The sequence below is a fragment of the Photobacterium sp. DNB22_13_2 genome (genome assembly GCF_052873915.1).
In genome coordinates this window covers 36,249-50,273 of sequence record NZ_JBNNXU010000032.1, presented here as the reverse complement: position 1 = coordinate 50,273, position 14,025 = coordinate 36,249, and the positions used below count along the sequence as shown (strand labels likewise).

Annotated in this window: 11 protein-coding genes; 5 read left to right on the top strand and 6 right to left on the bottom strand. The window is 46.3% G+C overall.

The features are described from left to right. Positions 1-334 precede the first annotated feature (334 nt). Positions 335-1,720, bottom strand: a complete 1,386-nt coding sequence (locus ACVA58_RS26400) for a serine hydrolase domain-containing protein (RefSeq protein WP_446513231.1) — start codon at positions 1,718-1,720, stop codon at positions 335-337. 228 nt (positions 1,721-1,948) lie between these two features. Between ACVA58_RS26400 and ACVA58_RS26395 the strand changes: the two genes are divergently transcribed. Continuing rightward, on the top strand, positions 1,949-3,055 hold the full coding sequence (locus ACVA58_RS26395) for an aminotransferase class I/II-fold pyridoxal phosphate-dependent enzyme (protein WP_446513230.1): 1,107 nt from the start codon (positions 1,949-1,951) through the stop codon (positions 3,053-3,055). Positions 3,056-3,087: 32 nt separating this feature from the next. Continuing rightward, a complete protein-coding gene (locus tag ACVA58_RS26390) occupies positions 3,088-3,588 on the top strand; it encodes an N-acetyltransferase family protein (protein WP_446513229.1) in 501 nt (166 codons plus the stop codon). A gap of 67 nt (positions 3,589-3,655) precedes the next feature. Here ACVA58_RS26390 and ACVA58_RS26385 read toward each other — a convergent pair whose 3' ends face one another. Continuing rightward, the gene (locus tag ACVA58_RS26385) at positions 3,656-5,245 is read right to left on the bottom strand and encodes an ATP-binding cassette domain-containing protein (protein ID WP_446513228.1); all 1,590 of its coding nucleotides are present in this window, start codon (positions 5,243-5,245) and stop codon (positions 3,656-3,658) included. 448 nt (positions 5,246-5,693) lie between these two features. Between ACVA58_RS26385 and ACVA58_RS26380 the strand changes: the two genes are divergently transcribed. Next, the gene (locus tag ACVA58_RS26380) at positions 5,694-6,548 is read left to right on the top strand and encodes a patatin-like phospholipase family protein (RefSeq protein ID WP_446513227.1); all 855 of its coding nucleotides are present in this window, start codon (positions 5,694-5,696) and stop codon (positions 6,546-6,548) included. A 94-nt stretch (positions 6,549-6,642) separates the two neighbouring features. Here ACVA58_RS26380 and leuD read toward each other — a convergent pair whose 3' ends face one another. The 3 genes from leuD to ACVA58_RS26365 form a co-directional block, all read right to left on the bottom strand. Further along, complete coding sequence (leuD, locus tag ACVA58_RS26375; protein WP_446513226.1) at positions 6,643-7,251, bottom strand: 3-isopropylmalate dehydratase small subunit; 609 nt, start codon at positions 7,249-7,251, stop codon at positions 6,643-6,645. Between the two features lie 2 nt (positions 7,252-7,253). Next, the gene (gene leuC / locus ACVA58_RS26370; protein ID WP_446513225.1) at positions 7,254-8,657 is read right to left on the bottom strand and encodes a 3-isopropylmalate dehydratase large subunit; all 1,404 of its coding nucleotides are present in this window, start codon (positions 8,655-8,657) and stop codon (positions 7,254-7,256) included. Between the two features lie 99 nt (positions 8,658-8,756). Beyond that, positions 8,757-9,677, bottom strand: a complete 921-nt coding sequence (locus ACVA58_RS26365; protein ID WP_446513224.1) for a LysR substrate-binding domain-containing protein — start codon at positions 9,675-9,677, stop codon at positions 8,757-8,759. Between the two features lie 136 nt (positions 9,678-9,813). Here ACVA58_RS26365 and ACVA58_RS26360 point away from each other — a divergent pair, with 136 nt between their 5' ends. After that, complete coding sequence (locus ACVA58_RS26360; RefSeq protein ID WP_446513223.1) at positions 9,814-10,701, top strand: alpha/beta fold hydrolase; 888 nt, start codon at positions 9,814-9,816, stop codon at positions 10,699-10,701. Beyond that, positions 10,698-12,008, top strand: coding sequence for an anaerobic C4-dicarboxylate transporter family protein (locus ACVA58_RS26355; protein WP_446513222.1), 1,311 nt, complete (start codon positions 10,698-10,700; stop codon positions 12,006-12,008). Before ACVA58_RS26360 ends, ACVA58_RS26355 begins: the two co-directional genes overlap by 4 nt. Positions 12,009-12,168: 160 nt before the next feature. Here the strand turns inward: ACVA58_RS26355 and ACVA58_RS26350 are convergent, their stop codons facing one another. Continuing rightward, positions 12,169-13,434, bottom strand: a complete 1,266-nt coding sequence (locus tag ACVA58_RS26350) for a RidA family protein (RefSeq protein ID WP_446513221.1) — start codon at positions 13,432-13,434, stop codon at positions 12,169-12,171. Positions 13,435-14,025: the final 591 nt, after the last annotated feature.

The following is a 14,025-nucleotide window of genomic DNA, read 5'->3' as shown; positions in this document are numbered from 1 at the left end:
ATTTTGAAGATCTAGTGGCTCTAAATCAAGAAACAATAACGCAGTATAGAAGCTTAGAAAACTCGCCCTTCGGGAGGATGTCAGCCCATTCACTCCTTCGTTGAAGCTTTTTGAAAGGGAATGCCATTCCTGCAAATCTTCGCCTTGGATTGAAGGCGCTGACAACCCTCTGAGTCCTGCACCTTGAGGTAACTTGGGTATATACCAAATTTCAGATATCAAGTGAGACATTTAGTAAATAAACGGATTCTGTAAAATCTGTTTCTATACAAAACAATTGAGCACTGGAGATAACATCACCCTAACCAGTGCTCTTATTCTATGTCTTTCTCTGCTACTGAGTAATAAACAACTCACCGTTTAGGTACTTAGCTGCCAGCCGCATATAAGCTGGGGCTTTGGTTTCACCATAACCAGAGTGGTAAGGGCTGGTTGATACGACAATCGCAGCAAAGTCACGTTCTGGATCCATATAGATCATCTGGTTCATATTACCGCTTTTGGCGATTGCACCATCATCGTAGATATAATCGAACTGGAACGCGTTACCCTGTGCTTTATCTTGGAAAGAAGAGACCGATGAAGCCTCTTTGGCAGTACCTATATAACGCTTTGGATCAACTTCACCACGAATTATCTCAAGCAGCTCTGGCGTCACGACTTGCTCGGCGGCAACTGCCTTCCAACTAGGTGTAAATAGCGTAGCGAAACGAACCATGTCCTCCGGCGTGGTTTGCAGCAAGCCAAGTGCTAGAGCGTGCCCGTTAGGAGCTAAACCAAATACCGCAGGCTCCCTCGCATACATTTTCGACCACACTTTATCCTCAAAAATTTTGGCCCATGTCTTACCTTCAACGTTCTCGATAATCTGAGTCAAAATGCTGGTATTGATGGAGGCATAGCGGAACACATCCCCCTGCGTTTCACCTTCTAATTTTTTCTGATCAACCGCTACGTCCGTCAGCCAGTCTTCATATTTACCTGTAGATGCCCGTGGTGAACCAAGGATGGCAGCAAAGTATCGCACCACCGGAGAGTCTGGACTCAGAATCGACTCAAGGGTTTCTTCGTTATCCAGCCCTGTCGCCATATTGAGCACGCTTTCAACAGTAATATCATCCCAAGCACTTCCCTTTAACTCAGGAATGTAATCAGGAACAACCTTGGCGATATCAACCTTGCCCTCTTGAACCAGTTTGGCCATAACAAGACCGACAGTGGTTTTTGCTGATGAGTACCAAATGTGGCGGTCATGCGGGTTCATGCCCGGATAAGCCTCATAGACGACCTTACCTTTGTGAACCATGATCATGGCTTGGGTACGGAACATGGGGTTTTCCATGTACTCATCCAACGAGAGCACACCTTGACCAGTTTGCACCTTGAGATCGCCAAGGCGGTTATTAATATTACGTGCCAAAGGCTTGTAGTCTTCGTTCGGACGAGACACTGCCGAGTGCAACACCTCGGTCATATGACCGTTGTAGTAAACCGCGTGGTCTCCGCCCATCTGCAGGTGGAAATTATTGAAAGCTTGCTGGGCTTCGCTGGCAAATTGCGGGCTAAAAGGCTGCTTGGCTCGCTCAACATCAAAAGTGACATCGGCTCCTGGCACTTTGAGTGCCTCTTTCATTGCTTCCGGCATATCAGCAACCGTCGCAGCGGTGGCATTCATTGAGGTGGCTAGCGCCAGAATTAGTGCAACGGTTTTTAATTTCATACTGAGTTGCTCCGTATTACTGAAGTTTGTTTGAATTTCTGCCCAAATATTACCCCTAGCCCACAACCGCAAATAGGTCATTTCGCGACAGAACTATTTACCAATGGAGTCACCAGAAACACTAACTACGATTGGCTATCCATTTGTCGCCAATTGACCTATTTATTGGGAGATAAAAGTGGTCATCTAAAAATTCGATATTGCAAAAGATCATCAAGGACGTTGAACGTGAAATTAAACCCTGAGTTGGAAAACGATCAGGCTTCGTATGTCACCCCGATTTACACCATTGACTGTGCACTAGGATCTAATCCCTTTGGATCGCCGGAGATCTCTCCAGATCAAATGCTTGAGATCCTAGATGAAATCAATGACTACTACAGCTTTAGCAACCTCGCGCAATTGAGCCATCTCGTTGGCAAGTACCTAGGCGTCAACAGTGATGACCTCACGTTCACAACCGGCTCGCTGGGTGGGTTGGAGCTGATCTTCAACAAGCTCATCGCCCACCAGCAAAAAACAATGATTGGTATCGGCCCGCAGTTTGTTGAAGGGGTATCGGAATTCCTGCTAACAGGCGGCAAATACCAAGCACTCAATATGTTTGAGTTCAACAGTGATAATGATTTGTTTGGGGCGTTAGAAAATACGATCCTGCGCGAGAAACCGACCTTGGTATATATCGATAATCCCAATAACCCAACAGGACGGATTTACGACAAAGAGCACTTACTGTCTTTGTGCCATGTGTGTGAGGAAGCCGGTAGCTTGCTGATTATCGATGAGGCTTACGGCGAGTTCTTAACTGAAGACCAATCCATGGTGAAAGAGTGCCAACATTACAGCCACCTGATGGTCTTGAGGACTTTTTCTAAAGGGTTAGGATTGGCTGGGCTGCGCCTTGGTTATATTGTCTCATCGCCCATACTCACGCCCTATTTGCAGGCAGCAGTCACCGTGTTTACCCCGTCGCTACCGGCTCTGAAAATAGCCTGCCATGTGTTACCAACAGCTGCTAATTTTGTGGCAATAAACCAAGCAAAAACTATCGCTTTCAAGCGTGCGATAATGGATGTCCTCCATAGCTATAACTTCAGCATTGTGCCTACCTCAGAGCAAACACCGATCCTATTGGTACACAAACAAGGAGTTAATATGGCCGACATGTTAAGGCAGCTCGGCATACTATCGTGCTCTGGCCAGCATTTCAAAATCACCAACCCAACAATGAATGAAGAGTATGCACGACTGCGGATTGTGGGTAACGATAGGGATCTGCATCAGCTGTCATTAAGGCTCAAAAACAGCATGCAAGCACACCATTGCATGCGTTAAGATGCTCTTAAAAATCACAATGAGAAAGTAAAATGCGCTTTAATGTTCGACAGGCTGCCATTCGCGATGCAGAAGGTATTGCCAATGTCCTTAACCCTATTGTCGAGGAAGGTTTATACACCGTATTGGACACGACCTTCACCGTCGAAGAGGAAGAAGTCTTCATCCGTAGTTTCCCTGAAAGGGGGATCCTAACGGTTGCTCAGCATGACGAAAGCGGTAAGATTGCCGGTTTTCAGGCTGTTGAGCCTTTTGCCGACTATACCCGAGTGTTCGACCATGTCGGCATTATCGGTACGTTTGTCGATGGCAGTTTCCGCCGCCAAGGCGTTGCCAAGCGTTTGTTCGAGGCGACATGTGAAATCGCGAAAGCAAAAGGCTACGAAAAGCTGTTTGCCTACGTGCGCAGCGATAATGAAAGAGCGCTAGCAACTTATCTAAATCAGGGCTTTGAAGTGATCGGCACCGCAAAAAAACACGCCAAAGTGCGCGGCGCGTATGTCGATGAGATCCTGATCGAGAAATTTCTGTAGCTCGCTGTTGAGCGCAAACCTAAATAAAAAATGCCGACAAATTGTCGGCATATTTATTATGTTTTCTTTATTTCAAAAAAATACGTTTGTTAATACCGACCTCAGCCACAAAATCTTCATCATGGCTGACTAAAAGGAACGCTCCCTTATAGGCTTTCAGCGCCATTGCTAGTAAGTGTTTTGAGTCGATGTCCAAATGATTGTCTGGCTCATCAAGCAACAGTAGCGGAGTGTGCGATTGATGACTGACCAGCAACACGGATAGCTTCATTTTTTCGCCGCCGCTGAGATTTCCAACGCTTCGGTAAACGGAGTCACGACGAAAACCGATACCGGCTAGCAAGATACGTGCATCACTCTCGGTCAGCCCCCGGCTGTGCTTCACCAAGCTCTCCAACATAGAATCGTCTAGTTCCAACAAGCCAAAATGCTGATCCAGATAGACAGTCGGCACCCGTGACTTGATCTCCCCGCGAAAGTTTGAATGTTCGCCATGAATCGCTTTCAACAGTGTTGATTTGCCACATCCATTCGCCCCTTGTAAATAACACCGCTCGGTCTGGGACAGACTAAATGAAATAGAGGCTTTTGAGCCAAAACCCAACTGGCAGTCTTCAACGCTCAGCAAGGTGTTTTTCTTAGTTTGCGTTGATTGCTGGAGGTACATCGCCTGAGGTTTTAAGATTTCTTTTTGCTTTGTCAGAGTATTGAGCTTGGCTTGATTGAGGTCCATTAAGTTCTGCTGGTTCGTCACCGCGGCTGAACGGCTTTGCCCTGCTTTATCTTTCATTGCATCCAGCAAGATCTTAGGTTGGCTCCCCGACTTTCTTAATCGGTTACCTTGCGCCTCCCGCTGCTGTGCCTTTTCTTTATTCGTCTGTGCTTGGCGCTCCAGCCTCTTTTGCTCAGATTTGAGCGATGATACCTGCTTGTCTAGCGCCTCGGACTGTGTTGTAGACTGCTCAAAGTAATCATCATAATTACCTTTAAAAAAGCGGAGACCTAAGCTGGTTAGCTGATAGATCCCTTCAACATGCCGTAACAGGGCTCTATCATGACTGATCAGCAATATCTGGCCTTCGAATTGTTGCATCTTCTCAATCAGCCATTGCCGACCTTGACCGTCTAAATGATTAGACGGCTCATCGAGTAGCAATATGTCCGCCTCAGAATAAAACAACTGATGGAGCTGTAACAGTGCCATCTGACCACCGCTCAGCGTATGACAATATGCATCAAGATCGGGGGCGATTCTTAACGAAGTTAATAACTGTTTGGTTCGAGTTTCTACATCCCAATCCTCTCCGATCACCTCGAAATTCTTGAGATCACAGCTACCCAACTCTATGGCTTTTAACGCCGATATTTTTTCGCTGACACCTAAGTAATGTGCGATGCTCAACTCTGTTCCCAACAATTCAGAAGGTAACTGAGAGTAATGATCAACCTTAGCTTGGCGGGTAACATGACCTCGTGTCGGAGCCAGCTTTCCTAGCAGCAGCGAAAAGAATACCGACTTCCCTACTCCGTTACGACCGACTAGCCCAGTTAAACGATGATTAAGGCTGAAGTTGATATCTTCTAATAGCCATTCCCCTGAATCGAGCTGGAATGACAGTTTTTGTGTAAGTAAAACAGGTGTAAATGATGCAGGCATAAAATACCTCCCTTTACGTCAATCAGTAAAAGGGGTTGTGCCTTACCTATCAAAGATAGATTGGCATAGCCGTTACTTAGGAACGATTAAAATAAATTTTAGCGCGCAGTCATTAGCCAACATAATTAACTAACAGCAAGCCGAGTAATAATAATCGTTATATTTTCTGCAAGATAGAAATGACGAAGCAACGCCCGCTAACCCCTAGAGTCCAAATGATTTTTTCAAAATTGGATTTCAGGATGTTAGTACTTCATTATGGCGTTGAACTCTTTAGATATGATGCGACGATGATACTGGTTAACAAAAGCGCAAGTCAAGGCCTCCATCGATGCAAGCACTCCTCCCCATTTAAGCGGATACGTTATTTAACACAATATCGTCATGAAGGCTGCTAGGATAGTGATATATTGAATCTCATGAACCAGGCTAGTAAAGGATAGAGATTTTGCCGGCATCATTCTTCAACTCAAAACCCTATAAATTCGGACTAACCCTCTCCGGCGGTGGTGCGAAATGCATGGCGCAAATCGGTATGCTTAAGTACCTCGACGAGCAGGACGTAAAGCCTGATATTATTTCAGGTGCTAGCGGTGGCGCGCTTGTCGGTGCGCTTTATGCCGCCGGTCATAATCCAGAGAATATCCTTTCTTTCTTCGTCGAAAGCCAAATGTTTAAAGCCAGCAGCTTCTCTTTCAACAAACTGGGATTGATCAATGCCGAAAAGCTCAACCGTCATTTCCACGGTTGGATAAAACGAGATAGCTTCGATGCCCTCGACATCCCGCTCTATGTGGCGGCCACTGATCTCAATACCGCGCAACAAGTCGTGTTCAAGGAAGGGGAGCTCATTCAGCCCCTTCTAGCCTCTGCCGCCTATCCGGGCATGTTTACCCCAGTAAAAATTGGCGATAAGCTGTTTGCTGACGGTGGTATCACTAATAATTATCCGACCGATCTCATCCACGACCAGTGTCGTGCCCACCTTGGAATGTACTTAAGCCCATTAGAGCATAAAGCCAATCATGAGTTCTCCGATGCTTTTGATGTGCTCGACCGGGTATTTGAAATCTATAGCTCAGCCCACTTATTGAAAAGCATCAAGCTGCCTGATATCAGCCTTTCGCCGGAAGGCATTGATAAATGGGGAGCCTTCAACGTCAACAATGACAGCCTGAAAGCGCTTTATGAGTTAGGTTACGAAACCACACAAGAATACTTCTCGGGCGAAGGGGCTGAGTGGATGGAAGAGCTCAAAAAATCCCTTAGCAAGAAGTCTTTCCTGGAAAACCTGACAGGTTGATACCCGGAAGAAGCCCAACAACGAAATATAACAAAGGGCCAGATGTCATCGTCTGGCCCTTTGTTTTTTCATGCTAACTTTGTTGTTACCGCTCTTATTTCAGCCAGGGATTAGCCGCTAAATGCTGATGCTCAAAGCCTTTGATTAATCGCTGCTTTTCTAGTGTCGAGCCAATAGTATCCAACCCTTTTATCAACGCTTTTTTCTTCAGCGAATCAATATCAAAACCAATTTCGATATCTGTCTGTGCCTTGATAGTTTGCGACTCAAGGTCAATAACCAGCTCATTGGTTTCAGGATGAGAGACAATTTCACCCAATAAATCCCGCTCTGCAGCTGTTAGAGAAATCAACAGTACTCCATTTCGCTGGCAGTTATCGTAAAAAATACCGGCAAAGCTGGTCCCGATAATGGCTCTAATGCCTAACTGTTGGATTCCCCACACCGCATACTCGCGGCTTGAACCGCAACCGAAGTTATCGCCAACGACCAAGAAACGGGATTGGCTCCAACTAGGCTGGTTCAAAATAAACTCTGGGTTTGGCACGCCACTGTTTAGAAAGCGCTGATCAAACAAGACTCCTTCAGCCAACCCAGCACGGTCTATACGCTTCAAGAACTGCTTGGGCATAATGACATCCGTATCAACATTATGAGATAGGTACGGAGCAGCAACGCCGGTTTCCAATACAAACTTCTCCATTGTTAAGCCTCCTCATAGTCACGAATATCGACAATTTTTCCAGCAATGGCACTCGCAGCAACCATAGTTGGGCTCATTAGGTGTGTTCTGGCTCCCGCTCCCTGGCGTCCTTCGAAGTTCCGGTTGGTACTTGATGCACAGCGATCGCCAGGCTCTAGCACATCGTCATTCATTGCCAAGCACATTGAGCAACCAGACTGGCGCCACTCAAATCCGGCATCTTGTAGAATTTGGGCAATGCCTTCCTGCTCGGCCTGCTTTCTCACTAAGGTGGACCCCGGAACGACAATTGCTCTTACATGCTCGGCAACTTTCCTTTTGCCTACCACCTCAGCAACATTGCGCAAGTCTTCAATACGAGCATTGGTACAGGAACCAATAAAGGCATGGCTGATAGAAACACCGGCAATGGGCTGACTGTTGTCCAACCCCATGTAATCCAAAGAACGCTTGTCGGCCTCACTGGCCAGTTCGGATGTTGGAATCATCTGGGATACCGGGATAGCTTGATCTGGGCTCGTCCCCCAGCTCACCATTGGCTCCAGGAGATTAGCATCAATCACAATTTCCTGATCAAATTTGGCACCCTCGTCGGTTTTCAGGGTTTGCCAGTGCTCAAGGGCTTGCTCCCACAGCTCGCCTTTCGGTGAGCGAGGCTTATCTTTAAGGTACGCAAACACTTTCTCATCAGGAGCCATATAAGCCCCACGGGCACCCGCTTCAACGGCCATATTGCAGATAGTCATCCGGGCTTCGACACTCAAGGCCGAAATGGCTTCGCCGCTAAACTCAAGGGCATAGCCTGTTGCACCGGCGGCACCGATTTTCCGCACCAGCTCCATGACAATATCTTTAGAAGTAACATGCTTAGCTAACTGACCGACCACATTCACTCGCATTGTTTTGAGTTTTTTGTAGATCAGTGTCTGGGTTGCAAGAAGATGCTCAATTTCAGAGGTACCTATACCAAAACCAAACGCCCCAAGCGCGCCATAGGTCGTGGTATGGCTATCTCCGGCAGCTATCACCATACCAGGCAATACTAAGCCTTGTTCAGGCATAACAACATGCTCTATACCCTGTCGTTCATCCAGGACATCGAACAATTCAATACCAAAATCCTTACAGTTCTGCCGGAAGTAATCTACCTGTGCCTGGCCACCTTCATCCGGCATGGCATCATTGCGTTCGGGTGCCGTCGGGTTGACGTGATCAACCACGCATAGGTGAGTCTCAGGGCGGTATACCTGCCTGTTCGCTTCCCGCAAGCCGCTAAAGGCCTGTGGGCTGGTATATTCATTGATTACCTGCTTATCGATATAAAGCAGAACATGCCCATTATCATCGAGGTTACAAACGGTATGAGAGCCAATCAGCTTCTCATAAAGGTTCTTCGGTTCAGCCATAGCCAGTTCTCTTTTGCTTGGTCGGTGAGAACTAGCTTATTAAAGCTAAGCTGTGAATCAACGAGCGTAATGTGTTTGTATAAAACACATATCGTGAATTTAAGCCTGTTCTTGGAGGTACGCCTGCAAAGCTTCAACACACACACGTAATTTAGCTGAATGGGATAATCGGGTTGGATATACCGCCCATATATTAGCACTTTGGGAATATTGTGGCAGGACCTGTATCAGCTCCCCACTTTCAAGGTATTTTTGTACATCCCATTTCGAGCGGAGGACGATACCTCTGCCATCCAAGGCCCACTGCAATACAATTTCCCCGCTGTTTGAAGAGAGTGGGGCTTGTATTTTTACTGAGTGTTCCTGGGAGCCGTCGCTGAGGTGCCATATACCAAAGGGGGTACTGCGCTCTTTGATCACCAGGCAGTCGTGGTTAGAAAGGTCATCCAATGATGCCAATGGGCCTCTGGATTTCAGGTAGTCCGGGCTGGCACAAAGAATACGTTGGTTACTCAGCAGGGGCTTGCTGATGTGCTGCTGGGGCAAATCATCCCCTACTAGGATCTCTAAATCAAACCCTTCATCAATCAAATTTACTGCCCTATCAGTCACTTCAAGCCTGATTGCGAGCTCCGGAAAATTAGCCGCTAACTTGGAGATCGCCTTGGAAACATGATTACGGCCAAAACCAAATGTACTGCAAATATTCAGAGTTCCCCGGGCAGTCTGGCTGACTTGAGATAGGTCATCGATAAAGTTATCCATATCCTCGATAATCTGCGTAGCCCATCGCTGGGCATGGATGCCGTCTTCGGTTAGGCCGATTTTGCGGGTAGAGCGATGAAAGAGCTTTGTCCCCAAGGTTTTTTCCAGAATTTGAATGCGCTTGCTGACATAGGCAGGAGACTGTCCCAAGTCATCGGCAGCTGCCACAAAGCTTTCTTTTCGGATCACCGTTAAAAATACACGTAAGTCTTCAGGAAGCGGGAATTGTTTACGAAGTGTGTTTGATGAAGCCATAATTTGCTTATTTATCCATACTTTTACTGTGTATATAGTGAAATCAAGCCAATAGTTCGAGCGATAACTCAAAACACAAAACAGCCCGGCTGACAGCAATCAAATTCAGTGGAACAATTTCTAGGAGTATAAGGATATGTTTTCCAGATACAAAGAGGCATCTCTTTTTGTTAACGGGGTTCACATTAAGTACCGAATAGGTGGTCAGGGACCAGCCCTTCTGTTGTTACATGGACACCCTCAAACCCATTTCATCTGGCATAAGGTTGCTGACCAACTGGCAGACAATTTTACGGTCATCGCCGCCGACCTGCGTGGCTATGGGGATAGCGACAAACCTGAGTCAGATCCCGAGCATGTTATCTATTCAAAACGAATGATGGCAAAGGATATGGTTGAGCTGATGAAGCAGTTAGGCTTCAATCAATTTTCAATCATTGCCCATGACAGAGGAGCACGTGTCGCCCACCGACTCGCTCTGGACCATGCCCAATGCGTAGAACGCATGATGTTGCTTGATATCGCGCCAACCCTTTCAATGTACCAACAAACCAACCAGCAATTTGCCAGAGCATATTGGCACTGGTTCTTCCTCATCCGCCCTTACCCGCTTCCAGAATCTTTGATTGAATCCGATCCTGATCAGTACCTAAAAAGCGTTATCGGCGCTCGTAGTTCAGGGATGGGGCCATTCACCAAGGAAGCAGTCAGTGAATATGCCCGCTGCCTCAAACTTGAAGGCGCAGCGCGGGGGATATGTGAAGACTACCGAGCGGCAGCGACTATCGACCTCGAACATGACCAAGAAGATATTGATAGAGGGAATAAAGTTACGTGCCCTCTCAAGGTGTTCTGGGGCGCAACTGGCACCGTGGGCAAAGTATTCGATGTATTGGCAGAATGGAAGCTCGTCGCAAATGATGTTGATGGCCACAGCTTACCGTCCGGTCACTATATTCCAGAAGATGTTCCCCATCTTTTGATGGACGAAGTTAACCGCTTCTTCGTGGGGGCACCGGCATGATTTATCTTCATCTCTTGCTCTTAGTGAGCACCGTTATCCTTGCAGCCCGCTTGGGTGGAATCGGCGTCGGCCTAGCAGGTGGCGTGGGTATGGCTATCGCCGTCTTCGGTTTTGGCCTCGAGCCTGGCAAAATGCCAATATCCGTTTTGCTTATCATCCTCTCTGTCATATTAGCCCTTGCAGTAATGCAACGTGCCGGCGGCCTAGATTACATGGTCAAAGTTGCTGAACGATTGCTTCGCAATAATCCCAAATACATCAATACCCTTGCCCCACTCACTACATTTACCTTAACGGTACTTTCAGGCACTCAATACACGACCCTGTCTATCCTTAATGTTATTCAACAGGTCGCGAAATCAACCAATGTACGCCCTAGCCAGCCATTAACAGCCTCCGTTGTGGCCTGTCAGGTTGCAATTACTGCGTCGCCTATCTCAGCAGCCACTGCTGCAATGTGGGTTGTGGTAGAACAAATGGGAGTCAGCTTTGGATCTGTGCTTGCCGTGATCATTCCGGCTGGATTTGTTGCAGCCTGCGTGGCGACCTTTGTCGCTGTCAGACAAGGAGAGGACCTGCTCAATGACCCGATCTATCAACAGCGCTTGGAACAAGGCTTGATAGAACAACCTAATTTGGTGGAAAACAACACGCCTGATGCGCCTGAAGCCAAACGTTCAGTAATGATTTTCCTGGCCTCTGTTATCTTCATCGTTGTGATGCTGATGTTCAAGAAGGTGATTGGCCACGGTTTAGGTTCACGGGATCTGATCGTTATCACCATGTTTGTCTCTGCACTTATCACGGCCTTCGCCTGTAAAGTTGATCTCAAAAGTATCAAGAAAGCCAGTGTTCTTGCCGATGGTGCCGAGTCACTTATCGTTATCCTCGGTATCGCTTGGTTGAGCGGCACAATTATCGGTGCCCATATACCGGAAATTAAAGCTCAGGCTGGGATCTGGCTGGAAGCCTACCCAATGCTGTTGGCCTTTATTTTCTGGTTAACCAGTGCGGCTCTGTTCAGCCATGGCGCAACCAGCGCCCTGCTGGTGCCCATTGCCGGCAGCATGGGTATTTCACCGGAGTTCATTGTCGGTAGCTTTGTCGCCATGAGTGCGATGTATGTAACCAATATCTACCCAACCTCAGCCTTTGCAATATCAACCGATGATACTGGCTCATATGAAAGCAAAAGGTGGAATGGGTCTAAATTCTTCAACCACCCATTCCTTCTTCCGGGCCTATCCGGTGTGATAGTTGCAGTACCGTTCGGCTTCTTGCTAGCGAACATATTCATTGCAACTTAAGCAGAGCTAGGAAGAGCTTAGCCACCAACACCAGCACAAAAAAGAGAAAGCATGGAAAAATACATGCCTTCTCTTTATTTCATCTTAGAATTACAAATTAAATACTAAACCGGCTCACACGCAGCAACCTGCTCTCTTTTTTTCGTAAAAAATGCCGACATCATGCCTTTGGCAGTGTACCTTCAGCGTTAGATACAACGGCATCAATTTGTACCAGCGCATCCATAGCAATCGCAGACACACCAACAACGGTTCTTGCCGGTAAATCACTCTCAAAAAACGCTGTGTACACGTCATTGACCGCATCAAGATCTGCCACATCTTTAAGCTGGATGTTCACTTTAACAATGTCATCCATTACGTGACCGACACTTTCGACAATCGCCTTGATATTGCTCAGGCACTGCTCAGCTTGCTCTTTCACGCCACCTGCAACGATCTCGTTGGTTTTCACATCAACGGGAAGTTGAGCGGCAATGTGGTTGTAGTGAGAGAAAGCCACCGTTTGGCTATGAAGCGCACTCTGTGGCGCAGCATCCGTATTGTGTGCTCGGATCACAATGCCATGACGGTCTTCAACTTCTTGTGGTGGCGTACCGTCACCGTGCGATACGACCGCATCAATTTGTACCAGTGCATCCAAAGGTAGCGCAGATGCTGCAACTGTTGTCCGCGCAGGCACATAGGCAACCGCTCGAGCAATCGCAGAATCAGGGAAGAAAGTAGAATAGACTTCGTTGACCGCGTCGATATCGGCCAGATCTTTAAGGAAAATATTGATCTTCACGATGTCATCGAATGGCACATCGATGCTTTCTAGGATTGCCTTGATGTTTGTTAGACACTGCCGTGCCTGCTCTTTCACGCCACCAGCAACTAATTCACCGATTGTAGGGTCAATCGGTAACTGCGCTGAAATATTGTTGTAGTGAGAGAAGGCAACAGTCTGTGTCGATACCGCACTGATTGGAGCATTCTCGGTATTATTGGCCAGTTTAATTAGGTCACAAGTCGCTTGTGGGGCTGTCCCTTCACCATTTGAAATCAGCGCATCGACCTGTACCAATGCATCACTCAATGGTAATGCGGTAACCTCGACAGTGCTACGGGTAGGCAGGTGGTTCTGGAAGAAAGTACGGTAAACTTCATCTACAGCATCAATGTCTGCGATGTTCTTAAGAAACACATTGATTTTAACCACATCATCCATCACGTGGTCGATACTTTCAACAATCGCTTTAATATTACTTAGACATTGGGTTACTTGCGCTTTTACATCACCGGTAACTATGTCACCCGTTTGAGGGTCAACCGGTAATTGAGCCGAAATATTATTATAGTGTGAGAAAGCGACAGTTTGTGTTGATAGGGCGCATTGAGGTGCATTCTCAGTATTTCTTGAGACTTTAATGATACTGCCAGTCATGTCGATTATTATCCTTGTATATAATACAGAAATAGCTATTTATCTCACGCCCTGATATTTGAATACAAAAAGCTTTAACTTCAACGATAAAGATAAAAACTGAAGAGCTAAGAGATCATATTTAGAGCATAAATAGCACTTGTAGAGATTAATTTCATACAGACTATATAATTTTATATCAATAATCGATAGACGATCTAAAGTTTCATTAATAACGCAGATATAATGTAATTTTTTTAAAGAAAATAAATTTAATTATTATACAAATATAAATTAAATTTAATTTAATATAAACCTATATACTCAAGTTACCTCAAGGTGCATGGCTCAGCGAGACTCCGCTTCCACTGTGCTATATGGGTGCTGAACGTGTGCCATTAGTCATATTGAGTACAGAAATTTCACTGAAATCGTCATTAAGTTACAGGCCGGAATTATCTTGCTGAACCTTAGGTAAACGGGATATGAAAGCCGTTGAAAGCTTCTAAAATCCGGCAAAAAACAAATCGATCTACCTCATGATTTTAACCCATGCAATCAGCAAAAATAGACATCAATCACATTAAGTAAAATAAATTAAATTCCCATTAA

Coding starts and splice junctions, on each gene's coding strand:
- ACVA58_RS26365 (WP_446513224.1), bottom strand. CDS start 9,677: ATGGCTTCATCAAACACACTTCGTAAACAATTCCCGCTTCCTGAAGAC.
- ACVA58_RS26350 (WP_446513221.1), bottom strand. CDS start 13,434: ATGACTGGCAGTATCATTAAAGTCTCAAGAAATACTGAGAATGCACCT.
- leuC (WP_446513225.1), bottom strand. CDS start 8,657: ATGGCTGAACCGAAGAACCTTTATGAGAAGCTGATTGGCTCTCATACC.
- ACVA58_RS26400 (WP_446513231.1), bottom strand. CDS start 1,720: ATGAAATTAAAAACCGTTGCACTAATTCTGGCGCTAGCCACCTCAATG.
- ACVA58_RS26390 (WP_446513229.1), top strand. CDS start 3,088: ATGCGCTTTAATGTTCGACAGGCTGCCATTCGCGATGCAGAAGGTATT.
- ACVA58_RS26385 (WP_446513228.1), bottom strand. CDS start 5,245: ATGCCTGCATCATTTACACCTGTTTTACTTACACAAAAACTGTCATTC.
- ACVA58_RS26360 (WP_446513223.1), top strand. CDS start 9,814: ATGTTTTCCAGATACAAAGAGGCATCTCTTTTTGTTAACGGGGTTCAC.
- ACVA58_RS26355 (WP_446513222.1), top strand. CDS start 10,698: ATGATTTATCTTCATCTCTTGCTCTTAGTGAGCACCGTTATCCTTGCA.
- leuD (WP_446513226.1), bottom strand. CDS start 7,251: ATGGAGAAGTTTGTATTGGAAACCGGCGTTGCTGCTCCGTACCTATCT.